Consider the following 25,092-nt stretch of genomic DNA (forward strand, 5'->3'; position numbering starts at 1 on the left):
GTGATAACTATAGCATCGCTATCTAAACCGTTCAATATTTTGACTGTTTTTCGGGTTAAAAGTCTTTTAACGATAAAACAGCTCACATAAAATGATCCAAATCGATCACTCTATGTGAGCTGTTTCAACAACCAAAAAACCTCAATACATTTGTACTGAGGTTCAAAAAGTATCTTATTCATTTACCGGTTTTACAGAGCCGTCCCATTTTTCTAAGATCCAGTCTTGTACATCTTTTTCGTGTAAGACTTTGACTAATTTCTTGACGCGAGCATCGTCTTTGTCTTCCGTACGAACAGCAAGAATATTTGCATATGGTGATGTGTCTTTTTCAAGCAACACAGCATCTTTTACTGGGTTCAACCCTGCACCATAAGCAAAGTTCGCATTGATTGCTACTAAATCACCTTCGTCATTGCTGTAGGTTGTCGCTAGCAAAGCAGGATCAATCGAGTGGTCAAATTTCAATTTCTTAGGATTTTCAGCGATGTCATCAAACGTGGCTGTTTCTAAATCTACTCCATCTTTTACTTTAACTAGTCCAGCATCTTGTAAAATGGTGATAATACGACCCCAGTCAGATTCAGAACTCGATGTAATTATCGTCGCACCATCTTTTAAGTCCTTGATATCTTTGATCTTCTTAGAATATAAGCCCATTGGTTCGATATGGATCGCACCGGCATCGGTGAATTTGTAATCATTTTCTTTTACGGCTTTCTCAAAGAAAGGCTTGTGTTGGAAATAATTGGCATCGATATCCTTATCGGCTAATGCCTTATTTGGTAATACATAATCATCGAATTTTTTAATTTCTAAATTCACGCCTTCTTTTTCAAGTAATGGTTTTACATGTTCTAAAATTTCAGCGTGAGGTGTTGGAGAAGCTCCTACAACTAATGTATCACTTTTTTCTTTACTGCTGCTGTCTGATGAACCTGAATCCCCATTTCCACAAGCTGCTAATCCTACCGTTAATAAAGCTACTGCCGCAAAACCTAAAATTTTCTTTTTCATTGTTCGTTCCCCCTAATAGTTTTAATCAGTTTATATTTTCAAAAAGATAATTTTTTGTTTCTCTTGTTTTAATTGTTACCGTTTATCTGTTCGTTTTGTCAAGAAATCGCCAATCCCTTGAACAATGAATACGATAATGAGGATAATCACCGTCGCTACTAAAGTAACCGTGTAATTTCCCCGTTGATACCCTTCCTGCCAAGCTAGTGCTCCGAGTCCGCCCGCTCCTATCGCCCCAGCCATTGCGGTGAATCCAATCATGGATACCGATGTGACCGTTAGTCCTGAAATCAATGCGGGCAAGCTTTCCGGAATTAACACCTTGTAAATAGTTTGAAAATAGCTTGCTCCCATAGCATCCGCCGCTTCTAAAACTCCTGAATCCACTTCACGAAAAGCAATTTCGACTAATCGCGCATAAAATGGTGCTGCTGATAAAACCAAGGCTGGAATCGCAGCTTTGGCTCCTAACATTGTTCCTACCAAAGCTTTGGTAAACGGAATGATCAACACCATTAGGATCATAAATGGCGTGGATCGGAAAATGTTGCTAAGAATAGACACCAATCCATACAAGATACTGCGGGCTGCTGAATGCTTTCTTCCTAATGAATATAGCAGTAAACCTAACAGCAATCCTAGAACAAAAACAATCAGCATGGAAACAATGGTCATAAACAATGTATCATTGATCGCTTCTTTTAAGGTATCCCAAGACACCTGTTGAAAATTTAGATACGTTTCTGAAAAGCTCTTATCCACGATGCAGCACCTCCACTCCAACTTGTTGAGTCTCAATAAAGTTGATGGCTTCTTCGATTTTGTCGGTGTCCCCTGTAAATTGAACCGTCAGTGTGCCAAAAGAATTTCCGGTTACACGTTCGATATTTCCATAGACGATACTAATATTAATTGGAAACTTGCGTATCGCCTGAGAAACGACCGGTTCATTGGCATTGTCTTCTAAGAAGTGCAAAGTCGCTAACGTGCCTTTTGGATTTTCTTTAATAAATTCTTTCAATAACTCAGATGGGTCTGCTTTTGGCTCAAGATCCTGTTGAACGAAAATCTTGGTCACTTCCTGTTGTGGATGGCGGAAAACTTCTCGAACAGAGCCTTCCTCTACGATTTTTCCTAATTCCATCACAGCGACCTTGTTACAGATTTTACGAATCACATTCATCTCATGTGTGATCAACACAATTGTCAACCCAAGCTGTTTATTGATATTTGCTAATAGCTCTAAAACTTCTTCCGTTGTCTGGGGGTCTAGTGCACTTGTCGCCTCATCACAAAGCAAGATGTCTGGATCATTGGCTAAGGCTCGTGCGATACCGACTCTTTGTTTTTGTCCACCAGATAATTGGGAAGGGTAAGCGTCCCCTCTTCCATCAAGCCCCACAAGACTCAATAATTCTTCTGCTTTCTTTTTTCGTTGATCTTTGGCTACACCTGCCAGCTCTAATGGTAATTGAATATTTTCGATGACCGTTCGTGACCATAATAGATTGAAATGCTGGAAAATCATTCCAACTTTTTTCCGAAATGTTCTTAAAGCAGGTCCCTGCAATGTAGCCACGTCTTCACCATTTACTAGAACTTGTCCAGCTGTTGGTGTCTCTAATCCGTTCAGCAATCGAACCAGTGTGCTCTTTCCAGCACCCGAATAACCTACGATGCCGTAAACATCCTTTTCTTCGATCGCTAAATTGATTCCATTGACTGCGTGGATTGGTCCCGTTTTGCCGGTAAAACTTTTCCCTACTTGATTTAACTCAATCAATGCCATGTTTCTCTTACTCCCTTTCACATATCCAACTTGCGGATAACTATTCATCACAGATACCCTAGATAGGATCAGTCCGGCCACAGCTGACTCGGAACTCACGAAATTCATTCCTTCTAAAACAACAAAAAAACTTCCGCCCTAAAAAATGTACGAATGTACACTTAGGACGAAAGTTTGACTTCCGTGTTACCACCTAAAATTCGTTCTGACCTTACGATCACAACCTCTGCCAGTACTTGTTTTCCACGTATACTGAGGTGCTGTAACGGGCACTCCCGTGATAGACTTGGCACCTGCTTCGTCCATCCTGCTCAAAGACCATTTTCCATCTCATTTCCGTAACTCCTTTTCAGCATACTGGAGCTCTCTTTGTACTTTAATCAGATGTACTTTTCTTTTCATCGCTTTCTCATGTGTATGAAAGGATTATATCAAGGAGATTTTATCCTGTCAAACATCAAATGAAAATTTCTTTATAAGTTTTCAAACTCGTCGACATCAACTTCACGTAATGACAAGATCCAGGCATCTAATTCTTCTTTTACATTCAGCGCGGCCGGATCAGCCAAAACTTTTTCACTAACTGAGGAAACAACACCTGTTAATGGGCTTTTGAATTCTTGAACAGCTTTTTCAGCTTCAATCTCCAATAAAGGTTCTCCAGCCTTAACCGTTTGACCAATTTTTGGTAAAGAAATGAACGTCACCTCGCCAAGCGTTTCTGCCATCTCTGCTGTTAATCCCATACAAAAATCTTTATCATTGTGCAAGATCCATAGACCTTCATTTTTTTTCAAGTAACTCATTTATTTAAAACGCTCCTTCGTAAGTTGTTTCTTTAAAACCATTTAATAAAAATTGATCCTCTTTGATTAACAACGGGCGCTTTACTAGCATCCCATCGCTTGCCAATAAATCACTAGCTTCTTTAACGGATAATTCAGCCATCTTATCCTTCAATCCAAGCTCACGATATTTCATGCCGCTTGTATTAAAAAATCTTCTTACAGGCAGATCACTAGCTGTGAGCCACTTTTCAAAAGTATCAGCTGAAGGTGTCTCTTGAACCAAATCAATCGTTTCATAATCAATTCCCGCTTGATCCAGCCAAGCTTTTGCTTTACGACAGGTTGAACATTTAGGATACCAATAAAATTTAAGCACTGCGTGTCCTCCTAATAGGTTTCTTATTCGCACTTTGATAGCGCATCGATAAAATTAAGCCAATCCCGATCATATTTCCTAAGATCGATGATCCTCCTTGACTGATAAATGGTAGTGGAATCCCTGTTAATGGCAGTAATCCAATATTTGCCCCAATATTTTCAAAAACATGAAACAGCATCATCATGATAATTCCTGAAGCGATATAAGCATAAAATTCATTATTCATGTCAAAGCATAACCGAATCATTCGATAAATCAAAATAAAATAGAGCAAAATAACAAAGGCCCCGCCAATAAAACCAAAATTTTCTCCGATTACAGTAAAAATCATATCGGATTCACGTACTGGCACATAGACATGACTAACATTATAGCCCGTTCCAAACATTCCGCCAGAACCAATCGCCATCAATGAACGAGCCAATTGATAGCTTTTCCCCTGAGGATCATGAAAAGGCTCTAGCCATGAGTCAATTCGGGCAAATTGATAATTCTTAAAACCAATATGAGTAAGCAGTTCTCGTCCAGAATCCGTCGTTACTAAAAAGATCAAGGTCCCGCCTACAACTACTGCTAACACAATCGCCGGAACTAAAATCAACCAAGATATTCCCGACATCAGAAACATTCCTGAAAAAATGGCTAAGAAAACCAACATGGTCCCAAAATCCTTTTGTGCTAAAATCAACCCAAGCACTGGGAGGGTCACTAGCAGCATCTTGCCAATTAAAAAGACATCAGACTTTAACGAATGCAGTTTATTCGTTACGTTATGTTTGGTAATAATCAATGCCATCATTAAAATATAGGCGATTTTCATCAATTCCGATGGCTGGAATGTAAATGTACCAAACTTGAACCAGTTTTTTGAACCTGTTGAAGCAGCCAATGCAGGATCGTAATATTTCAACAATGCCAACATAACAGCCAAACCAATAACATATAAAAATGGCGTCAGACGCCACAGAAGCTTTGCATCTAAATGAATGATAATTACAACGGCTAATGCTCCAACTACATACCAAATCGCCTGCATCGCAAGCCCACGAAAAACATTGGGATCTCTGATAGTATCATGAGTCAACGCTACATATAGTGACAGCATCCCGATCAAACATAATAAAAATACGGGTAAAATGACGCCATAATCAATCCGGCTATCATCATTATTCTTTTTTAGTCTATCCATCGTTCATCTCTTTTCCACCAGTATACTCGCTCTATTATAGACGCTTCTTTGCCTAAAGAAAAGCAAGCATCGCTGACTTTGCAAAATCTTTATTCTTCTTTCGTCTCTTGTTGTAAATAAGAAATCAGTCCCCATATTCCCAGCTGTAAAATGCTGAACATCAAGACAAATTGAATTTTTTCGACCGACCAATTGCCAATTAATAATTTCAAAACAGTCACAGGATGAACCACCAATTCGATAGAATGCACCCGATCAAATCGACCAATATAAATTGCGATACTAGAAAGGAGCGCTAATACAGTTACACTACTCACTTTTTGTTTTTTACTGAGTTGAATAGCTGAAAATAATTTGAATACCTGAGCCATACCAATAAATAACATCAAGACGATCGGTAATGCTAATAAAAGATACGACCACCATCCTTGAGAGTCCATTAAAAAATGACCGCCTGGCTGATAAATCCTTAAAGCAGCCAAGTGAAATAAATCTGTCATTAAATACGGAATGTTTGGGAAAAACAAAAGCCACAGAGGGACAAAAATCCATCGCCAAGAATCCTTTATCTGAATAAACAGCTGCGCAAAAAGAATAGGCAACCACGCTAAAAAAACATTCAATCCCATAAATGAAAAGGTTTGTTGTCCAAAATGCATAAATAAAATATAGACCCACACGACTAAATGAAACACATAATTTTTCTTCATACTTCTCCTTAAAAAACTCTATACTTTAACGGTACCATAGAATTTACAAAAACAGTTTGAAATCTTTTTGAATTTCTTTCCCGTAATAATAAAAAGCCGCCACTATCAAAGAGTTAACTTTGACATGACGACTTGAAGTAGTGCCAGCTGCAGGATTCGAACCTGTGACCTACGCGTTACGAGTGCGTTGCTCTACCAACTGAGCTAAGCTGGCATTTCGTACAAGAGAAATTATAAAAAACTTCTGCGAAAAAGTAAAGTAAGATTCTTCTCAAAAAGCGATTACATGAAAAAAACTTGAAAATATGCTAAAATTAGGTATGTGATAAAAGGAGGCGTTCGAAATAGATGGCTACATTTGGTAAAATAGAGGCACACGTTGATCCTTCCGAAGCTGGGAAAAAGTTTCCCGTAAAGACACACGTCATGTTCACTATTCGCGGTCAATCTCAAACTGGGGTGGTCGCTAAACAATTGAAAAACGCAGCAGTCATTGAAATTGATGAGAAGCAAGACAATGAAGACTTAATTACTCATTCCAATGGCGTTGTCGTCATCAATTATAAACAAATGAAAAAGATTTAGATCCTCAATTGCAACAGGCAGTACGGAGACTTCCGTGCTGCTTTTTTATCTAGTCTTCACATTCATACAGCAAAAAATAAAAAACGCGAAAGCAGGAAATTCCTGCCTTCGCGTTTGTACTTATTTTGTTCCGAATAAACGGTCACCTGCGTCTCCTAGACCAGGAACGATATAGCCTTGATCGTTCAATTGATCGTCTAACGCTGCAGTGTATATGTCAACATCTGGGTGTGCTTCCTGTAATGCTTTAACGCCTTCAGGTGCAGCCACTAAACAAACAAATTTCATGTTTGAAGCCCCACGTTTTTTCAATGAGTCAATCGCCATGATTGCTGATCCACCTGTCGCTAACATTGGGTCAACGATAAATAATTGACGACTATCGATATCTTCTGGCATTTTGAAGAAGTATTCATGTGGTTCCAACGTTTCTTCGTCACGGAACATGCCAATATGCCCAACTTTTGCAGCAGGAATCAATTCTAAGATACCATCTACCATGCCGATACCCGCACGTAGAATCGGTACGATCGCAACTTTTTTACCAGATAAAGTTTTTTGAGTAGACAACGTGATCGGTGTTTCGATCTCGATATCTTCTAATGGCATATCCCGTGAAACTTCATACGCCATCAACATCGCGATTTCATTTACTACTTCACGAAATACCTTCGTTCCACAGTTTTTATCACGAATAATCGTTAACTTGTGTTGGATCAATGGATGATCAATTACTTGAAACTTGCCCATAATAAATTGCTCCTTATTCATTTTAATAGAATCATTTTTCATGCCTTCTATCATTTCTCTAAGGTATAGATAGAATTAAATCTACTAGCTAGAGAACCTGATATCCTGCACTCTGCATTTCTCCTAATTATAAGACAACTGCTATAAGAAAACTAGTCTAATGTGCATGAATCGGATGAGAATCTGTTAATTCTAAAACGGCTTTGCGAATCTCTGATAGTTTTTCCTCGTCCCCTTTTGAACGCAGGGTTTCAATGATTAATTCAGCGACCTGCTTTGCATCCTTTTCTTCAAAACCACGACTAGTAATCGCTGGTGTCCCAATTCTGATCCCACTCGTTTCTTTGAAGCTTTTTGATTCAAATGGAATAGAATTCTTATTTACGGTGATGTGCACACTATCCAACAATTCTTCCGCTTCGCGTCCAGTAACATCAAAACCTGTAACTTCAAGCAGTAACAAATGGTTGTCGCTCGCTCCAGAAATCACCCGTGTTTCAGGTGCTTGGTTAAAGACTTTGACCATTGCTTGGGCATTTTTTAGGACCTGTTCACTATATTCTTTAAACTCTGGTGCTAGCGCTTCTTTAAAGGCAACAGCTTTTCCTGCGATTACATGTTCTAATGGGCCGCCTTGCAATCCTGGGAACACTGCGCTATTAATTTTTTTCGCTAAATCCGCATCATTTGTTAAGATCAATCCGCCACGAGGCCCACGTAAAGTTTTATGAGTTGTTGACGTTACTACATCTGCATAAGGTACTGGGTTGGGATGTAGACCTGTTGCGACTAATCCAGCAATGTGTGCCATATCCACCATTAATTTCGCATCCACTTCATCAGCGATTTCTCTGAAGCGCGCAAAGTCGATGGTGCGGCTATACGCACTCGCACCTGCTACGATTAATTTAGGTTGATGTTTCCGTGCCAAAATACGAACAACTTCATAGTCGATCGTTTCTGTATGAGGATCCACGCCATAGCTGACAAAATTATAGAGCTTTCCACTGACATTCACAGGTGAACCATGTGTCAAATGTCCTCCAGCAGATAAATCCATTCCTAAAACGGTATCTCCCGGTTGGATCAATGAGAAATATGCTGCTTGGTTAGCTTGAGAGCCTGAATGAGCCTGTACATTTGCAAATTTTGCATCAAATAATTCCTTTGCACGATCAATTGCCAAATTTTCAACAACATCGACAAATTCACAACCGCCATAGTAACGGCGACCAGGATAACCTTCCGCATATTTATTTGTTAAGACGCTCCCCTGTGCCATTTGTACCGCTTCTGACACGATATTCTCTGAAGCAATCAGCTCAATATTTTGTTCTTGACGCTCCGCTTCATTTTCAATTGCTCCCCATAGTTCGGGATCTAGTGCTTTGTAATCCATCCCAACGCCACCTTTCAATTTTCTGATTTAAGTATACGAAAGTTTCAACAGATAATCGAATCTTTTGTTTACTTTTCGCTAAAATAATTTTGAGCTGCCGCTTTCTTCAAACGATTCATATAAGCCAATCCTAAGTGATCTTCAGGAAAAACCTCGGCAAAGATAACATCGGACTTTTTAGCCTCATCCAAGGCACGTAAGCCACTAAACAATCCTCGAGTAGCCGCCTCAATGGTGTCCTCTTCAAAAACAAAACGATCCGCTGAAGTGTATTTGTTAGCAGTCGTTGGTGTCACCAACAAACCAACTTTTTTATCCCTCGCTTCAGCCCACTCCATCGCCTTTTGCCAATCCTCAGGTTTGATCATTAAAACAGATGTCTCAGGCGAATAATGTTTATATTTCATTCCAGGTGCCTTTGGTGTTTCGCTTTCCTTAACCAAGTGCTTATCCAATGGCACTTCTACGCCTAAAACTTCTTGCAAGACTTCTTGTGTCACTGCTCCAGGTCGTAAAATTGTTGGCTGGTCTCCGCTTAAATCTAAGACTGTCGACTCTACACCGATTTCTGTCGCTCCATCGTCTAAAATCCCGGAAATTTTCCCACTAAGATCATGGTAAACATGTAACGCAGTCGTTGGACTTGGCTTTCCTGACGTATTTGCACTTGGTCCTACTAGTGGCGCTCCTGTTTTTTCAATTAAAGATAATGTTTTTTTATTATCTGGCATTCTGAAGGCTGCTGTGGATAACCCTCCCGTAACAACAGGACTCAAACTCCCTGTTTTGATCTTAAAAATCAAGGTTAATGGTCCCGGCCAAAAATGTTCAATGATTGTTTCAGTTAACGGGTGATAGCTCTCAACAAACTCTTCTGTCATCGAAAAGTTCGCCACATGAACAATTAATGGGTTATCACTAGGACGCCCCTTAACTGCAAATACTTGCTTCACCGATTCGGCTAGAAGCGCATTAGCACCGAGTCCATAGACCGTCTCTGTCGGGAAAGCCACCAACTCTCCATTGCGCAATAACGCCGCCGCTTCCTCTATTTGATCTGATTGAAATATTTTCGTTTCCACAGCTTCTCCACAGCTCCTTTTTCTAACTTTCCTTATTTAAATACTTTCTTTTTCTACTTATCCCCGAGGTGTGGATAATCAAATTGTCAAGTGTGCATAACCATGTTGATAACTTTTTCCGCTCGTGAATCCCGTCACTTCAATGTTCTTTTATTATTTTGTTTGATAAAAATAATTTTACGCAATCACGACCATACGATCATTTCCAGACATATCTTGGTGAATACTTACCTTTTTTTCGGGGAAGGCTGTTTGAAAAATTTCCTTTACCGCTATTCCTTGACGAAACCCAATCTCTAAAAAAATCATGCCATCTATTTTTAGATGATCACGACTTTCCAAAGCGATCTTTTGGTAAATAGCTAGCCCATCCTTCTCAGCAAAAAGCGCCGTTTTAGGTTCATAAGTTCGTACACTTTCATCCATTAAATCCCACTCGTCTTGACTGATGTAAGGAGGGTTGCTGATAATGACATCGTATTTTTCAGAAGCTCCCGATAAAACATCACTTTTCTTAAAATCAATAACTGCCTGCAGCGTCTCCGCATTTTCTTTTGCTACTTTTAACGCAGCTGCGGATATATCAACAGCGGTTACCTGCCACATTGGACGCGCCAACTTTAAACTTATTGCAATTGCTCCCGTACCTGTCCCAATATCAATAACGTTTTTAGGCTTATGATCGTTATTCATGGATAAGCACAAAGCCACCAGTTCTTCTGTTTCTGGTCGCGGAATCAATGTATCTTTCGTGACTTTAAAACGATGATCAAAAAAATATTCATAGCCCAGCAAGTACTGAGGAGGAATGTTCTCCATCAGTCTGGCTAAATCTTTTTTTATCATTGCTTCATCCGAAGAGGAGATTTCCTCCCGCATATGAAGCAGCCATTGTGTTTTATCCCAATTTTTACGGGCTAAAAAAAGGTATTCGATCGCATAGCCCTCTTTGCCAGAAGCTTCTAAAAAAGAAGAAGCCCCTGACAGGACTTCTACATAAGTTTTAGCCATTTTGCATCTCTTCCAGCTTCGTGGTTTGATCATACATAATTAAGGCATCAATAATCTCATCCAGCTTACCTGCTAGGATCTGATCTAATTTTTGAATGGTTAGGCCGATACGATGATCCGTCACACGATTTTGTGGAAAGTTATACGTACGGATACGTTCGGAACGATCTCCAGTACCGACAGCTGATTTACGGCTTGCATCATATTCACTTTGTGCTTCTTGTTGAATCTTATCATAGACACGAGCACGTAAAATCTTCATTGCTTTTTCTCGGTTTTTGATTTGCGAACGTTCATCCTGCATAGCGACAACGATCCCCGTTGGAATATGGGTTAAACGAACGGCCGACGCTGTCTTATTGACGTGCTGTCCACCAGCACCTGATGCGTGGTAAATATCTGTCCGAATATCCTTATCGGCGATATCAATTTCAACTTCCTCTGCTTCCGGCATCACCACGACAGTCGCAGTCGATGTATGAATACGACCTTGAGATTCCGTTGATGGAACACGTTGCACACGATGCGCGCCGCTTTCGTATTTCAGTTTTGAAAAGACGCTGTCACCTGTAATCATCATGATGACTTCCTTGTACCCGCCGATTCCAGTTACATTGGCCTCCATGACCTCTGTTTTCCAGCCTTGGCTTTCAGCATACTTCTGATACATGTTGAAAAGATCCCCAGCAAATAACGCTGCTTCGTCACCACCAGCGGCTCCGCGAATTTCCATAATGATATTTTTATCATCGTTCGGGTCTTTTGGTAATAGCAGAATCTTGATCTCATCTTCTAAAACTTCTTTTTCTTTTTTTAAGTCTGACAGCTCTTCTTTTGCCATCTCAGCCATTTCAGCATCTAAGTTCTCACCTAGTAACTCCTCAGCATCACTGATTCCCTCCACCACTTTTTTATAGCGGCGGTAAGTTTCTACTGTATCGCGCGTATTGGCTTCTTCTTTTGAAAGCTGCATGAAACGCTGGGTATCACTGATGACTTCCGGGTCACTCAGTAATTCACCTAGCTCTTCATAACGATCTTCAATTGCTTGCAGTTGATCGTACATGGATTAGTTCTCCTCCTTAATTTCTGGATGTAAATAATGTTTGCGGCAAACTGGATAATAGGCTTCATTGCCCCCAATTTGGACCTGATCGCCTTCGTAAACTGGGCGACCATCAATATAATGCAGATTCATCGTTGCCTTTTTATGGCAAAACCAACAAATCGTTTTTAATTCTTCTAATTTATCCGCATACAGCAGTAAATATTTCGATCCTTCGAACATCTCATTACGAAAATCATTTTTCAAGCCAAAGGCCATAACCGGGACATCTAAATCATCCACGACTTGTGCCAATTGCAGGACATGTTCTTTTGATAAAAATTGAGATTCATCAATCAAGACACAATAAGGTTTGTAATCGAGACTTTTGATGAATTCAAAAATATTGGTTTCAGAAAAAATCGGTACCGCTGGGCGACTTAAGCCGATCCGACTAGAGATGTTCCCCACCCCTTCGCGTGTATCTAAGCCACTGGTCATCAGTACTACCGGTTTATTTTGTTCTTCATAATTATGGGCGACTTTCAATATCTCGATCGTCTTCCCGCTATTCATCGCACCATATTTAAAAAAAAGCTGGGCCATTTCATGTCACCTTTCCCTTTTGTTCCTATCGTATTATAGCGGAAAAGCTGGATTATTTACAGTAATAATTTTCATTAAGTAATCTCTTAGAAGAATCCTTGCTGATTTTCCAGAAAGTCACAGGCGATCTTTTTAGGATTATAAGCCTTCAGTGCTATACTTTTTAATAGTAATTATTTTTTATTAATACAAACTATAGGAGGCTTTTTCATGGAACAATCGGACAAAAAGAAACGGCGCAGTTTTCCTTCCGCGTACACAGTCATCATCATTGTATTGATTATGGTTCAGGCACTAACCTTTTTCATCCCTTCTGGAAAATACAGTACCCTGACCTATGACAGCGGAAAAGACCAATTCGCCATCACCAATGCACAAGACAAAACAGTCATGGAGCCAGCAACGCAAAAAACATTAGACAAATATGATATTCATATCAAAGTCGACAAGTTTCGCGACGGAACAATCTACCGGCCTGCAGCAATTCCAAATTCTTATGAGCAAATCAAAAAACCAAAACGTGGGATAACAGGAACCATCACTCAGTTTTTACGTTCTCAAGTTCAAGGGATTACTGAAAGCGTCGATATCATGATCTTTATTCTAATTTTGGGCGGCGTCATCGGCATCGTCAATGCCACCGGAGCAATGGATGCTGGCATGATGCGCCTTTCAGAGAAGCTCAAAGGAAAACAAAAATGGCTGATCGTAATCGTCACTACGTTAATCGCGATTGGGGGAACAACTTTTGGACTAGCGGAAGAAACCATCGCTTTTTATCCAATCTTGATTCCGATCTTCTTATTAGCAGGTTATGATACCTTAACGGCTGTCGCCACGATCTACTTAGGGACGGCCATCGGGACAATGAGCTCCACCATTAATCCATTCTCCACGGTTATTGCATCGAATGCCGCGGGGATCAGCTTTACCGATGGCATGCCCTTACGTATTTTGATGTGGATCGCCGCTGTCGGTATTTCGATTCTCTACACGATTCGTTATGCCGAAAAAGTACGCTTGAACCCCGCAGCTTCTTTAGTCGCTGAACAGGCAGAGAGTGATCGCGAACGCTTTTTAAGTGGGCAGGATCGTGAAAAAAACGCTGATTTTACCAGACGTCAAAAATTTTCATTGATCGTTTTTGCCCTAGGTTTTGTAGTTATGATCTATGGTGTCCAGCAGTTAGGTTGGTATTTTACTGAGATCGCTGTAGTCTTTTTAGCGGTAACCTATGTCTTAGCTTTTGTCTCCGGCTTAGGGGAGAAAAAATTCATCGACAGTTTTGTTACAGGTGCGGCTGATCTTCTCGGTGTTGCTTTAATCGTCGGTTTGGCACGTTCTGTCGGTATCGTGATGGAAAATAGCTTCATCAGTGATACAATCATGAATTTCTTTAGCAACGCAATTAGCGGCATGAACAACGTTATCTTCATTTGGTTTATGTTTCTTGTTTACATTATCTTAGGCTTCTTCATCCAATCTTCCTCTGGGCTAGCCGTATTATCAATGCCGATCATGGCGCCTTTAGCGGATGTTGTCGGAATTGATCGTGCATTGATTGTAGATGCCTACAATTGGGGCCAAGGCTTGATTGGATTGGTAGCACCAACGGGGTTGATTCTTGTTTCTCTATCTGTAGTCAACGTTGGGTTTGATAAGTGGATCAAGTTTGTTACCAAGCTATTAATCACGATTATTGTTTTGATCCTCGCCTTCCTAGCCATTGGCGTATTGATCTCTTAGCAAAAATCCTGGATCTTAAACGGATCCAGGATTTTTTGATGCTAAATATTTTTGATGCCACTTACCATCAACTTGTCGGGTCCCCTCTTTGAAGAAAACTTCTTCCGTTCCTGCTTCATTGGCGGTTTGATAGTACCATTTTTTCCAGCGTAAAAAATCAAGCTGTGTTTGTAAATCATAAATTTTTTTCTCCAATGCTGCTTCTTGCTCGATCATAAATGTATACCGCTGTGGCAATGTTTTGTCGCCTTCTACACACCAGTCCATAAATTTCGCGATTTCCTTAACAGGAATTCCTGAGCGTTTCAAGCAGTCGATTACCTCTATATAGCCCAGATCATCTTCGGTAAATTCTCTACGACCAGCTTTATTCTTCTTTATAAAAGGTAATAACCCTGCTTTATCATAGTATCTTAGGGTATCCTGAGAGATCCCATACATTTTAGTAATATCACCAATCAAAAATTTTTTCATTTTCCATACTTCCTTCTTGACCTGGAGTTAACTCCAAGTAGTAGAGTAAGTCTATCATAATTTTGAAAGAAGGCAATTTTAATGGAAAAATCTTTAATCGTCATTACAGGTGCAAGTTCTGGCTTTGGTGCAGAAATCGCTAAACATTTTAATCAGGCAGGTTACCCACTACTTTTACTCGGTCGTCGGACTGAAAAAATCGAGGCTCTACCGTTAAATTTTTACAACGTCATGGTTGAACAGGTTGATGTTACTGACTACCAAGCTTTTGAAGCAAGCATCAAAAAAGCCGAAGCAGCTTTTGGACCTGTCGATCTTCTAGTCAATAATGCTGGGGTGATGTTGTTAGGCAATGTCTTGAATCAAGATCCTAAAGAATGGCAAACCATGATGAACACGAACGTAATGGGTGTGTTAAACGGGATGCAGATCGTTCTACCCGGTATGAAAGAGCGCAAACACGGAACGGTCATTAATATGTCTTCACTTGCCGGAAAGAAAACTTTCACTAACCACGCGGCCTATGTTGCTTCAAAATTTGGCGTTCATGGTTTGAGCGAAACGATTCGAGAAGAATTATCTGGTGACAATGTCCGTATTTCATTAGTTGCTCCAGGCGCCGCTGAAACAGAATTATTAACCCATGTCACCGATCAAGGGGCTTTAACTGACTATCAAGCTTGGAAAGAAGGCATGGGCGGTATCACACTTAACCCTGTTCACGTAGCTGAAAGCGTCAAATTTATTTATGATATGCCTCAAGAGGTCACTATTCGTGAAATTGACATCGCTGCAACTGCACAAGATAATTAACAGTCATGAAGACCTTCCTTACTCCTGCCAAATCGGTGGGAGTTTTTTTTATTGAAGCATGCTATACTGTCTCTATTGTTAAAATTTCGAATAGATGATTTAAGGAGTGCCCCATGAAGTTTGATCGACGAATAAGTTTTCTCAAAAAGAGTTGGAAAAAAATCAATAATCGTTTTTCTTCGATTCAGATCATTGTCTTCTATTATTTGGCCATGACAGTTCTTTCATTGATTTTATTTAGCTTGCCTTTTTTTCGTGAACCCGGTTCTCACGTGTCTTTTTTGGATATGCTTTTCATGGCGATTTCAACCATATCGGTCACAGGGTTAACGACCTTTGATATTAACTCGGTCTTCAATGACGCTGGCATCCTGATGTTGGAGGTCTTATTCCACGTCGGCGGATTAGGGATCATGATGATCACTACCTTCTTTTTTATTGTTTCTAAGCGTCGAATCACGTTAAAGCAGCGACAGCTTATCATGACGGATATGAACCAGCCTCGACTCAGCGGCATCGTCAATTTAATTCGTATTACTTTTACGATGCTACTAGCAATCGAAGTTATATTCGGAACAATCTTCTCTATTTACTTCTATTTGGCTGGTTATTATCATAAAATCTCAGAAGCCATCTTCTTTGGCTTTTATCAGGCGATTTCGGCAGTGACAAACTCTGGTTTTGATGTCACCGGCGAATCGATCATACCTTTTTCTCATGACGTGTTCTTTATCGTAACGATCATGGTGTTAATTTTTATCGGTGGCATCGGCTTCCCAGTCTTGATGGATTTTCATGGATGGATTTATCATAAAAAATCTAAGTCACGGATTCCGTTTCGTTTTAGTCTATTTTCAAAAATTGCGTTATTGGCATTCTTCGTGCTGTTTATCGGAGGAACTGTAGCCATTTGGCTGCTGGAAAAAGACCACAACTTCTCCAATATGAGTTTATTTGATCAGTGGTTGAACTCCTCCTTCTACTCGATGACCACACGTAACGCTGGCCTACAGATTCACGATCTGAATCTCTTCCAAAATACGACATTGATCATTTTCTCCTTATTGATGTTTATTGGCTGTTCACCAAGTTCTGTCGGTGGAGGAATTCGGACGACGACAATTGCAATTATTGGATTGTACCTCTATTCCTTCTTAAAAAATGAAAATGATATTAATATCTTTGGACGGAAAATCGCTCAGGAGGATGTTCGAAAGTCCGTGGTAGTCTTCATGCTTTCGGCAGGAATGTGCCTCTTTAGCATTTTATTTTTAACTGCTACTGAAGATCATTCTCTGATCTCGATTATTGTGGAAGTTACTTCGGCGTTCGGAACCACTGGTCTTTCTTTAGGTATCACTGACGACCTTTCTAATACCGGCAAGATTATGATCGCTATTTTAATGTTCATTGGCCGTGTGGGTATGCTGTATACATTGATGTTATTCGTTCCGAAAGAAACACAAGACTTAGGCTATGAATTTCCAGAAGAAAAGATTATTATTGGCTAGGAGCAAAACTTGCTCCAGCCTTTTTTTGTATATGGTATTCTACACTTTGATGAAGCATATGAATGATAAACAAAATATCTTTCAAGAAGGATACTGCTGTAATCATTAAGAAAAAGGAAAGCTATTTAAACTTTTTTTTCAAATATGATAAGATGAATTAAATTTGTTACAGACATGGAGGATGTGTAATGGGGTTACGAAGTCAACTGGCAATCTCGGCCGGCAAGACCGCCCAATGGGTATTAAAAACGTTCTTTAAAGGCGGATCCAGCTATCCGGGTCAGCTTGCTTTAAAGATGGATCCGAAAATTTTAGATACATTAGTCAAAGACTATAAAGTTGTCGTTGTTACTGGAACCAATGGAAAAACGTTGACGACCGCTTTAACAGTAAATATTTTGAAGCAGGAATTTGATTACGTACTGACGAATCCAACGGGGGCTAATATGGTTCAAGGGATCGTTTCTACCTTCTTAAACGCGAAGGGAAAAAAAGGTGGAAAGAAAATCGCTGTTTTAGAAATCGATGAGGCCAGTTTGAGCAAGGTGACAGAATACATCAAGCCTGAACTGTTCTTATTCACAAATATTTTCCGTGATCAGATGGATCGCTACGGTGAAATCTATACAACGTACAAATTGATCGTGGATGGTGCTGCAAAATCACCGAGTGCGCCAATATTGTGCAATGGGGACTCTCCCATCTTTAATTCATTGGAAACAGTTAATTCAAGAAAATACTATGGCTTTGATCATCTGCCTGATAAGGATCAAGATGCGCACTATAATACAGATGGATTGCTTTGTCCGAAATGTCAGCACATTTTAAAATATAAAATGATTACCTATGCCAATCTTGGAAAATATTATTGTCCAAACTGCGGGTTTCATCGACCAGAATTAGATTACAAATTGACTGAGATGAAGGCAATGGATAATAAATCTTCAGAATTTATCATTGATGGTCAAGATTACAAAATCGAAGTCGGCGGTATGTACAATGTCTATAATGCCCTTGCTGCAACTGCTGTGGCCGAGTATTACGGTGTATCCAAAGAAAAAATCAAGCGTGGTCTAGGTTATGATGAGAAAGTCTTTGGACGGCAAGAAGAATTTGAGATCGAGGGTAAAAAATGCACGCTGGTCTTGGTTAAAAATCCTGTGGGACTGAATCAAGTTATTGATATGATTGGTTTAGCACCGTATCCTTTCTCATTAGTATCGCTTTTGAACGCCAACTATGCTGATGGAATTGATATTAGTTGGATCTGGGACGGCAATCATGAAGCATTTGCTGAGATGGACATTCCCGCAGTGATTGCTGGAGGCGACCGTCATACGGACATGGCTCTTCGCTTAAAAGTCGCAGGTATCCCTGAGGATAAATTGACCGAGACAGAAAGCTTGACGGATGTCATCGAAAAGATCAAACTATTGCCGACGGAACACGTGTATATCCTAGCGACCTACACTGCCGTCTTACAATTACGTAAAGAATTAGCCCAAAAAGGCTACATTGATGGAGGTATGGATCGTGGCTAACTATGAATTGAACTTAGCACATTTATACGGAAATTTATTAAATACCTATGGTGATAACGGAAACCTTCTAACCTTGAATTATTACGCGAAACAAATGGGCATCGAGCTTCACTCAGAAATCGTAAGTATTTATCAAGACTTCGATCCTGATAAGTATGATTTTGTTTTTATTGGCGGCGGTCAAGATTATGAGCAGGTGATCGTATCCAAAGATATTCAGGATAAAAAAGAAGATTTAATCAAGTACATCGAAAACGATGGGGTCATCCTATCGATTTGCGGAGGCTATCAATTATTAGGACACTATTACATTGGTGCAAATGGTGAAAAAATCGATGGAATCGGGGCCCTGGACCATTACACATTAAGCCAAGACAACCACCGCTTTATCGGTGATATTGAGATCCACAATGAAGAGTTCGGTGAGACCTATTACGGATTTGAAAACCATAACGGACGGACATTTTTAGGAGAAGGTGAACGTCCTCTTGGCACGATCGTCAAAGGAAATGGCAATAACGGCGAAGATCAAGGAGAAGGCGTTATTTACAAAAATGTCTATGGCTCTTATTTCCACGGACCGATCTTAGCCCGTAATAAATCTTTAGCTGTGCGTTTACTCCACACCGCCTTAAAAAATAAATATGGCGAAGACGTCATACTTCCAGAATTACCATAAAAAATGACCATCGGCCTCTCGCTGATGGTCATTTTTTTCTTTATTTCGTTCCTGGTGTTGATGCGATTATCTTCATCTCGCCTTCAACTTTCCATTCTGTGATTTGAGCTGGTAGAATACAGCTTGTTCCGGGCTTCATTTCATAGCTTTGACCGTCAACGATCAAGTTTCCATAGCCCTCAACAACGGTTACTAGTGTATAGTCGCCCTCTTTTTTAAGAGAAAGCTCACCAACAACATCCCATTCATAAACGTTAAAGAAATCTGTTTTTAGGTAGGTGATCACTGATGAGGTTCCTTTTTTACTTTCAGAAACCTCTAGTTCAGGACTAATAGCAGGAACCGTTGTGACATCGATAGATTGTTGGATGTGTAACTCACGGGTATTCCCTTGGTTGTCTTTACGATCGTAGTCATAAACACGATAAGTCGTATCCGAGCTTTGTTGTGTTTCTAAAATCATGATTCCTTTACCGATCGCATGGATCGTTCCGCTTGGTACGTAGAAGAAATCTCCTGGTTTAACAGGGACACGGCGCAATAAATCATCCCAACGTTCTTCTTTGATCATTGCTTCCAACTCTTCACGAGTGGTTGCATTGTGTCCGTAGACAATTTCCGAACCTGGTTTTGCATTAATAATGTACCAGCATTCTGTCTTTCCTAATTCACCTTCATGTTCTAACCCATAGCTGTCATCAGGATGAACTTGGACCGATAAATCATCCTCTGCATCTAAAATTTTCGTCAACAATGGGAATACATCCCCTTCAGCGTTTCCGAATAATTCACGATGTTCGCTCCAAAGATCACTAATCTTCCAGCCTTTATATGGCCCATTTTCTACAATGCTAACGCCATGAGGATGTCCGCTGATCGCCCAATCTTCTCCAATTTTATCGTTAGGAATATCAAAGCCAAAAACGGTGTGTAATTGATTACCGCCCCAAATTTTTTCTTGAAAAACTGGTTTTAAAAATAATGGTTCCATGATTCTTGCTCCTTTTTATTTGATTTATTTTCAAGTCTAATACTACTCACCTAGTCCAATATCATTCGATTGGGTTCTCTTTTCTCATTACTTTTGATAGTTTTTCATCCGCTCATTTAAGTAGCAGTTCAAAATCTCATCGCGGTGAGTAATATAGCTTTCTCGATGATCTTCTAAGTGTACACGGTTGGATAGAAAAATGAAGGCAGATTTTTTTTTGATGTCCAGCATTAAAAAAGTCCCCGTATACCCTGTGTGAAAAAGTAATGGTGTTTGATCCAATGGACTGAATTTCAAGTCCCAACCAATTGAACGTTTTCCTTTTTCGTTTGGTGTCTGATCGTTAAGTAAAGCTAAAGTTGTCTTGTCATGCAAATAAATAATATCGCTAACACGTCCAAGATTCAAATACATTTTTGCAAATTTACTTAAATCTTTCACATTCGTAAAAAGACCTGCATTGCCTGCATGCTCAGCCAAGACTCGAGCTTTTGGATCATGCGTTACGCCTTTCAAAATTGTCCCGTTAGGAAGCTTTTCTGTCGGAACGATTTTATCCTCTAACGACTGTGGCAAGAAGATACTCTCTAACATACCAAGCGGCTGTAAAACCTCCTCCTTGAATACTTCGATAACGTCTTTTTGATAAAGCTCTTCAATCAAAAAGCCTAGCAAAATCGTTCCTGCATCTGTATATTGAACCACTTCTCCAAGTTTGTCCCCTGGTTGAAGAGTTAGATAGGCCCCACGTAGTTCTTGCGCATCCAACTGGTCACGATTCGGTATATAGGTCTGGATATTCGATGTATGGGTCAGCAAATGTCGAATGGTAATCGTTTCATTTTGAAATTCTGGTAATAGTTCGTGCAGCGATTGGTCCCAAGAGACTTTCCCTTCTTCTTTGAGCTTTAGCATCACCGTCGTTGTACAGACCACTTTTGTTAAAGAGGCGACATCAAAAAGAAAATCTTCCTGCATGGCAAGCTTTGTTGGTTCGATTTGTGCAAATCCGTAGACTTCTTCTTCCTCTTGCTCGCCTTCGATAAAACGAAGGACTGCACCAGGAAAAACACCGTCTCCCATTTTTTCTTCAATTAAATGACGTGTTTCAGGATACATGACCGTCCTCCTTAAAAATATTACCCAAAAAAGTATAGCATAAAATAAAATTTGAAAGCTTCGGACAATTAAAAAAAGATTTTATTTTTAGCCAGCAGCCATATATAGAAAAAAACCGCGATTTCTCGCGGCTTTTATTATTTCAATACGAACCACCATTCGATGCCTGCTGCATCGTAAAGGGTAATCAGTGATTTTTTCTTATCACAAAAATAGTCTAACTGTTCTTCAGCCAAGTGCTGACGCAGTTCTGACAATGTCTCCTTTGAAACTTTAAATTGTAGGAAATCTAAACCTAAAACTTTATCTGTTGGTAAATCAATTGTCCCACCAGTAGCTGCTGTCAACCCTACATTAAAATCGCCCCTGTTCAAAAGAGAGGCTTCATCGCTCTCATCATGCACCTTCAATCCCAGAATATCTTCTAAGAATGATTGCTGCTTCTTCAAGTCACTCACATTTAAGTGAACCTTGTCAAAATAAGCGCCATGAATTTTTTCACGCTTTGTAGCCTTGGTTAACAATTCGGTAAAATCGATCTCGATCGGTTCCGAAGTTGAACGTTCCTTGCTAGGAGCATAGAAAATTTCAATCTCATTTCCTTCAGGGTCTTCAAAGAGCAAGCCCTTTTCATCATCCGCCTGCAAGGCAGATTTGACTGGATAGTTTTCTTTTTCTGCTCGATAATAAACGTTCGCTAATTCTTCTACATTAGGCACAACTAGTGAAAAGCGGTGCATCTTTTTTATTTCTCCACGATGTTCATCTGCCCGTGGGCTTTCTTCCAACCAAAGCAATTCACTGGCTGGATCTTTGTATCCTAGAATCGCCAATTCATTTTCTTCTCGCAATAAATGTAAGCCAATAATATCACGATAGAAGTGAATCAATCCGTCACGATCTCGTACACGAATAGCGATCGTTTTTAAATTAAGTTTCCCTAAATGAAAATTTCCCATTATTCTCTTCCCTCCGTCACTACCATTTTAACGATGCGATCGGTTTCGCGCAAGCAATATCATTTTTTAAATAATTTAAAACTCTGGGAAAATTTTTCACTGTTCTTCTACCAAAGAATAAATGATTTTATATGAATGCAAGAAAAATGCTTATCAATATTTTCTCTAAATAAAAATTTTTTGAATGTTTTCTTTACTTTTCATCAAATTCCAGTAAAATGACTATGATAACACTTGTAATAAGACAATAAATATATTAAAGTTGAAATCAATCTTAAGAAAGAAAAGGCCGTTGAGAAAAATGAATTACTCAGTAACAACAAAAGAATTTATGATGCTTGCCGCTAAAGAACCCTTGGATGTTTTGGACTTGAGAGACCCTGATTTAAATGATTCCTTTGAACTAGTAGAAGGATCAAATGTCACCCGTATTCCGCTAACCCAATTGCCTAATCGTTTAAGCCAACTTGACAAAGGTAAAACGTATTACCTGTTCACTCAATTTGGCGGTCGTTCAAAAACGATGGCGCAATTTTTAAGAAATGAAGGCTACCAAGTAGTAAATGTGATTGGTGGAACTTCTGCGTATAAACAATATCTAGCAAGTTAACAAAAAATGTTTTTAATGTTTGCATTGAGCAAATAAATTGTCTGTTTTAGATATATTGTGTACGATTCGTTTGTAATTAAATTTAAGGAGTGTTAGTTTTGGCAAATGTTTTAGTAGTGAATGCGCATCCGTTAGCCGCAGAAGACTCACAAACTGTAACTGTTTTGGACACTTTCATTAAGGCCCATCAAGAAAGTCATCCTGAAGATGTTTTCACCATGTTAGATTTGTATTATACAGATATCCCCGAAATTGACGGCGACCTGCTATCGGCTTGGAAATCGCTGCAAAAAGGTGCTGATTATACAGAATTAAGTAACGTTCAACAAGAAAAAGTTCGCGTTTTCAATGAATTTACTGATCAATTTTTAGCTAGTGAAAAAATCGTCATCGCCAATGCTTTATGGAATCTAAATATTCCAACAAGATTAAAAGCATGGTTTGACACAATCAACGTCGCAGGGAAAACCTTCAAGTATACGGCAGAAGGTCCAACCGGATTGATTACAGATAAAAAAGCTCTTCACATACAATCAAGTGGCGGTACATATAACGGTCAAGATTTCTCTGCACAATACGTTAAGGGAATTTTGAATTTTATCGGTATCTCTGAATTTGATTCCATTTATATTGAGGGTGCAGACTATGATCCATCGAGAGCACCTGAAATTATGGAAGCGGCTAAAGAAAAAGCCAAAGCATCGGCTGCTCAATTTTAGCAAACCCATGCTTTGAAACACAAAAAATCCTGTCGATTACTCGTCGACAGGATTTTTTTCTTCGTCCTCATAGAGGTTTGAAACTCCTTTGTACCATTCAAATACATGAATAGCGATAACCTTCGCCACCGCGTAAAAGGGAATTCCTAAGATCACACCAGCGATACCAAAGATTTTCCCTGCTGTTAACAATACAAACATGATTGTTACAGGATGAATTTCTAATTGATTCCCCAAGACCAATGGTGAAACGATTCGACCTTCGATTGTTTGCTCAATCGCAAAAACAATAATCACTTTAATCAACATAATCGGACCCGTAACAATCGCAATGAAGACGACCGGTACCATGGCCAAAAACGAACCCAAATACGGAATCAAATTCAAAAATCCTGCTAAGATTCCTAATGTGATAGCATAATTCATTCCTACTAAAGAGAATCCAATAATGAACATTACCGCCACTGCGAAAGCCACAGTCAACTGTCCGCGAATATACGAAGCCAACTGGGAATTCATTTCAGTCATCACTCTCAATGTTGGTTTACGTGTCTTTGTCGGTAGAAACTTAAGGATATATGGCGCTAACTGATCGCCATCCTTTAATAGGAAAAACAAGATGATCGGCGCGGTGATCAACGCAATCACCACGGTTGCAAGAGTCGACACAACGCTTCCTAAGCCCTGTAGCGTCACACGAGAAATATTTTGAGCAGTCTCTGTTAAGGATTCCAATATTTTCTGCAGACTATTATCAATATGCTGCTGAAATGGCTGGAAGGCTGGATCTTTGAAGATCTCGCTTATCTTGTCACTAATCGTATCAAAATATCCTGGCAAGCTTCTCATCATTGAGCCCACTTGTTCCCGAATCTGAGGAATAATAACCACGATCCCCCAAATGATTAATGCCACAACAGCAATAAATAGTAACACGATCCCTATCGTTCGCTTGATGCCCTTTCTCTCTAAAAAATTGACAACTGGATTCATTAAATAATAAAGGATCCCCGCAATTACCATCGGCAAGCCTACGATAGCAAAAAATTGTCCCACAGGCTCAAACAGATAGGATACTTTTGTAAAGACCAACGCAATCAACAGCAGCAGCAATACGATGATCAGTGCCACAACCACTTGACTGTTTAAGAACCATTTCCAAAACCAAGAGGTCTTGTGCGTTAATTTCTTTTTATCCACTCACTCACGCTCCTACTGATAACTGATTTTCATTCTGACTTCCAATTTAGGAAGCTTTTCCGGGGTAACATATATCCCGTTTGGAATCGCGCCAACTTCCTCTTGAAAGAAAACAGTCGCATGTCCAATTTCATTTAGATTTTCATTCGCTAATGGTCCTACCCCATTTATTTGATAGCTTTGATCGCCAAAAATAAGTTGTCCGCCTTTTTTTAGCTCAACCAATTCTTCATTAATTTTCTTTTGAACGATCGAAACATCCAACAAGTCTGGTGTGATGCTCTCACCAAAAAGAACTAAAATATTTTCATCGTTAATCGCATGTTTTCCAATTTGAGTAATTTCTGTCACTGTCATATGTCACGCTCTTTTCTTATTTA

The 25,092-nt window shown here is 39.6% G+C and carries 27 protein-coding genes, 1 tRNA gene and 1 other annotated feature; of the genes, 8 read left to right on the top strand and 20 right to left on the bottom strand.

Annotated features, from left to right (window positions below; genetic code table 11):
• Window positions 1-174 precede the first annotated feature (174 nt).
• The 8 genes from IGI50_RS11180 to IGI50_RS11215 all read right to left on the bottom strand — a co-directional run bounded on the left by IGI50_RS11180 (window position 175) and on the right by IGI50_RS11215 (window position 6,086).
• Window positions 175-1,017, bottom strand: coding sequence for a MetQ/NlpA family ABC transporter substrate-binding protein (locus tag IGI50_RS11180; protein WP_010745860.1), 843 nt, complete (start codon window positions 1,015-1,017; stop codon window positions 175-177).
• Window positions 1,018-1,092: 75 nt separating this feature from the next.
• Window positions 1,093-1,779, bottom strand: coding sequence for a methionine ABC transporter permease (locus IGI50_RS11185; protein ID WP_010745859.1), 687 nt, complete (start codon window positions 1,777-1,779; stop codon window positions 1,093-1,095).
• Window positions 1,772-2,806 (bottom strand): methionine ABC transporter ATP-binding protein, encoded by a 1,035-nt coding sequence (locus IGI50_RS11190; protein WP_035016339.1) that lies wholly within the window; start codon window positions 2,804-2,806, stop codon window positions 1,772-1,774. The genes IGI50_RS11185 and IGI50_RS11190 overlap by 8 nt, the downstream gene beginning before the upstream one ends.
• A gap of 159 nt (window positions 2,807-2,965) precedes the next feature.
• Window positions 2,966-3,217, bottom strand: a binding site (T-box leader).
• Window positions 3,218-3,279: 62 nt separating this feature from the next.
• Entirely contained in the window at window positions 3,280-3,612 is a 333-nt protein-coding gene (locus IGI50_RS11195) for a glycine cleavage system protein H (RefSeq protein WP_010745857.1), read from the bottom strand.
• 4 nt (window positions 3,613-3,616) lie between these two features.
• Window positions 3,617-3,970, bottom strand: coding sequence for an arsenate reductase family protein (locus IGI50_RS11200; protein ID WP_010745856.1), 354 nt, complete (start codon window positions 3,968-3,970; stop codon window positions 3,617-3,619).
• Window positions 3,963-5,162 carry an FtsW/RodA/SpoVE family cell cycle protein gene (locus tag IGI50_RS11205; protein WP_010745855.1) on the bottom strand — a complete coding sequence of 400 codons (1,200 nt, stop codon included), beginning with the start codon at window positions 5,160-5,162 and terminating at the stop codon, window positions 3,963-3,965. The genes IGI50_RS11200 and IGI50_RS11205 overlap by 8 nt, the downstream gene beginning before the upstream one ends.
• Before the next feature lie 89 nt (window positions 5,163-5,251).
• On the bottom strand, window positions 5,252-5,872 hold the full coding sequence (locus tag IGI50_RS11210; RefSeq protein ID WP_438776971.1) for a DUF1361 domain-containing protein: 621 nt from the start codon (window positions 5,870-5,872) through the stop codon (window positions 5,252-5,254).
• Window positions 5,873-6,013: 141 nt separating this feature from the next.
• Window positions 6,014-6,086 (bottom strand) — tRNA-Thr (locus IGI50_RS11215).
• Window positions 6,087-6,220: 134 nt separating this feature from the next.
• Between IGI50_RS11215 and IGI50_RS11220 the strand changes: the two genes are divergently transcribed.
• A complete protein-coding gene (locus IGI50_RS11220) occupies window positions 6,221-6,457 on the top strand; it encodes a hypothetical protein (RefSeq protein WP_438776972.1) in 237 nt (78 codons plus the stop codon).
• Between the two features lie 120 nt (window positions 6,458-6,577).
• Here IGI50_RS11220 and upp read toward each other — a convergent pair whose 3' ends face one another.
• The 6 genes from upp to IGI50_RS11250 all read right to left on the bottom strand — a co-directional run bounded on the left by upp (window position 6,578) and on the right by IGI50_RS11250 (window position 12,350).
• Complete coding sequence (upp, locus tag IGI50_RS11225; RefSeq protein WP_010745795.1) at window positions 6,578-7,207, bottom strand: uracil phosphoribosyltransferase; 630 nt, start codon at window positions 7,205-7,207, stop codon at window positions 6,578-6,580.
• A gap of 157 nt (window positions 7,208-7,364) precedes the next feature.
• The gene (gene glyA, locus IGI50_RS11230) at window positions 7,365-8,606 is read right to left on the bottom strand and encodes a serine hydroxymethyltransferase (protein ID WP_438776973.1); all 1,242 of its coding nucleotides are present in this window, start codon (window positions 8,604-8,606) and stop codon (window positions 7,365-7,367) included.
• A 68-nt stretch (window positions 8,607-8,674) separates the two neighbouring features.
• The gene (locus tag IGI50_RS11235; RefSeq protein WP_438776974.1) at window positions 8,675-9,688 is read right to left on the bottom strand and encodes an L-threonylcarbamoyladenylate synthase; all 1,014 of its coding nucleotides are present in this window, start codon (window positions 9,686-9,688) and stop codon (window positions 8,675-8,677) included.
• 177 nt (window positions 9,689-9,865) lie between these two features.
• Window positions 9,866-10,699 (bottom strand): peptide chain release factor N(5)-glutamine methyltransferase, encoded by an 834-nt coding sequence (gene prmC, locus IGI50_RS11240; protein ID WP_438776975.1) that lies wholly within the window; start codon window positions 10,697-10,699, stop codon window positions 9,866-9,868.
• Window positions 10,692-11,765 carry a peptide chain release factor 1 gene (gene prfA, locus IGI50_RS11245; RefSeq protein WP_010745791.1) on the bottom strand — a complete coding sequence of 358 codons (1,074 nt, stop codon included), beginning with the start codon at window positions 11,763-11,765 and terminating at the stop codon, window positions 10,692-10,694. Before prfA ends, prmC begins: the two co-directional genes overlap by 8 nt.
• Window positions 11,766-11,768: 3 nt before the next feature.
• On the bottom strand, window positions 11,769-12,350 hold the full coding sequence (locus IGI50_RS11250) for a thymidine kinase (protein WP_010745790.1): 582 nt from the start codon (window positions 12,348-12,350) through the stop codon (window positions 11,769-11,771).
• Between the two features lie 210 nt (window positions 12,351-12,560).
• Between IGI50_RS11250 and IGI50_RS11255 the strand changes: the two genes are divergently transcribed.
• The gene (locus tag IGI50_RS11255; RefSeq protein WP_438776976.1) at window positions 12,561-14,096 is read left to right on the top strand and encodes a YfcC family protein; all 1,536 of its coding nucleotides are present in this window, start codon (window positions 12,561-12,563) and stop codon (window positions 14,094-14,096) included.
• A gap of 15 nt (window positions 14,097-14,111) precedes the next feature.
• On the opposite strand, the gene IGI50_RS11260 is transcribed toward IGI50_RS11255, so the two are convergent.
• Window positions 14,112-14,570: a MerR family transcriptional regulator gene (locus IGI50_RS11260; protein ID WP_438776977.1), complete on the bottom strand. Its 459-nt coding sequence runs from the start codon at window positions 14,568-14,570 to the stop codon at window positions 14,112-14,114.
• A gap of 81 nt (window positions 14,571-14,651) precedes the next feature.
• Here IGI50_RS11260 and IGI50_RS11265 point away from each other — a divergent pair, with 81 nt between their 5' ends.
• The 4 genes from IGI50_RS11265 (at window position 14,652) to IGI50_RS11280 (ending at window position 19,114) form a co-directional block, all read left to right on the top strand.
• Entirely contained in the window at window positions 14,652-15,383 is a 732-nt protein-coding gene (locus IGI50_RS11265; protein ID WP_438776978.1) for an SDR family oxidoreductase, read from the top strand.
• A gap of 113 nt (window positions 15,384-15,496) precedes the next feature.
• On the top strand, window positions 15,497-16,894 hold the full coding sequence (locus IGI50_RS11270) for a TrkH family potassium uptake protein (protein ID WP_438776979.1): 1,398 nt from the start codon (window positions 15,497-15,499) through the stop codon (window positions 16,892-16,894).
• A 188-nt stretch (window positions 16,895-17,082) separates the two neighbouring features.
• Window positions 17,083-18,435 carry a MurT ligase domain-containing protein gene (locus IGI50_RS11275; RefSeq protein WP_438776980.1) on the top strand — a complete coding sequence of 451 codons (1,353 nt, stop codon included), beginning with the start codon at window positions 17,083-17,085 and terminating at the stop codon, window positions 18,433-18,435.
• A complete protein-coding gene (locus tag IGI50_RS11280) occupies window positions 18,428-19,114 on the top strand; it encodes a type 1 glutamine amidotransferase (RefSeq protein WP_028020371.1) in 687 nt (228 codons plus the stop codon). The genes IGI50_RS11275 and IGI50_RS11280 overlap by 8 nt, the downstream gene beginning before the upstream one ends.
• A gap of 40 nt (window positions 19,115-19,154) precedes the next feature.
• Here IGI50_RS11280 and manA read toward each other — a convergent pair whose 3' ends face one another.
• The 3 genes from manA to IGI50_RS11295 form a co-directional block, all read right to left on the bottom strand.
• Complete coding sequence (gene manA, locus IGI50_RS11285) at window positions 19,155-20,105, bottom strand: mannose-6-phosphate isomerase, class I (RefSeq protein WP_438776981.1); 951 nt, start codon at window positions 20,103-20,105, stop codon at window positions 19,155-19,157.
• A gap of 87 nt (window positions 20,106-20,192) precedes the next feature.
• Window positions 20,193-21,224 (bottom strand): serine hydrolase domain-containing protein, encoded by a 1,032-nt coding sequence (locus IGI50_RS11290; RefSeq protein ID WP_438776982.1) that lies wholly within the window; start codon window positions 21,222-21,224, stop codon window positions 20,193-20,195.
• Between the two features lie 137 nt (window positions 21,225-21,361).
• Window positions 21,362-22,183, bottom strand: coding sequence for a VOC family protein (locus IGI50_RS11295; RefSeq protein ID WP_010745781.1), 822 nt, complete (start codon window positions 22,181-22,183; stop codon window positions 21,362-21,364).
• A gap of 301 nt (window positions 22,184-22,484) precedes the next feature.
• Here IGI50_RS11295 and IGI50_RS11300 point away from each other — a divergent pair, with 301 nt between their 5' ends.
• Both IGI50_RS11300 and IGI50_RS11305 read left to right on the top strand, forming a co-directional pair.
• Complete coding sequence (locus IGI50_RS11300; protein WP_010745780.1) at window positions 22,485-22,793, top strand: rhodanese-like domain-containing protein; 309 nt, start codon at window positions 22,485-22,487, stop codon at window positions 22,791-22,793.
• 98 nt (window positions 22,794-22,891) lie between these two features.
• On the top strand, window positions 22,892-23,512 hold the full coding sequence (locus IGI50_RS11305; protein WP_438776983.1) for an NAD(P)H-dependent oxidoreductase: 621 nt from the start codon (window positions 22,892-22,894) through the stop codon (window positions 23,510-23,512).
• A gap of 36 nt (window positions 23,513-23,548) precedes the next feature.
• Here the strand turns inward: IGI50_RS11305 and IGI50_RS11310 are convergent, their stop codons facing one another.
• Together IGI50_RS11310 and IGI50_RS11315 are read right to left on the bottom strand one after the other, a co-directional pair.
• Window positions 23,549-24,712 (bottom strand): AI-2E family transporter, encoded by a 1,164-nt coding sequence (locus tag IGI50_RS11310; RefSeq protein WP_438776984.1) that lies wholly within the window; start codon window positions 24,710-24,712, stop codon window positions 23,549-23,551.
• 12 nt (window positions 24,713-24,724) lie between these two features.
• Entirely contained in the window at window positions 24,725-25,069 is a 345-nt protein-coding gene (locus tag IGI50_RS11315; protein ID WP_438776985.1) for a PTS glucitol/sorbitol transporter subunit IIA, read from the bottom strand.
• Window positions 25,070-25,092: the final 23 nt, after the last annotated feature.

Origin of the sequence: Enterococcus sp. DIV0170, assembly GCF_051710765.1 — a bacterium.
GTDB classification, from domain to species: Bacteria; Bacillota; Bacilli; order Lactobacillales; family Enterococcaceae; genus Enterococcus_A; species Enterococcus_A raffinosus.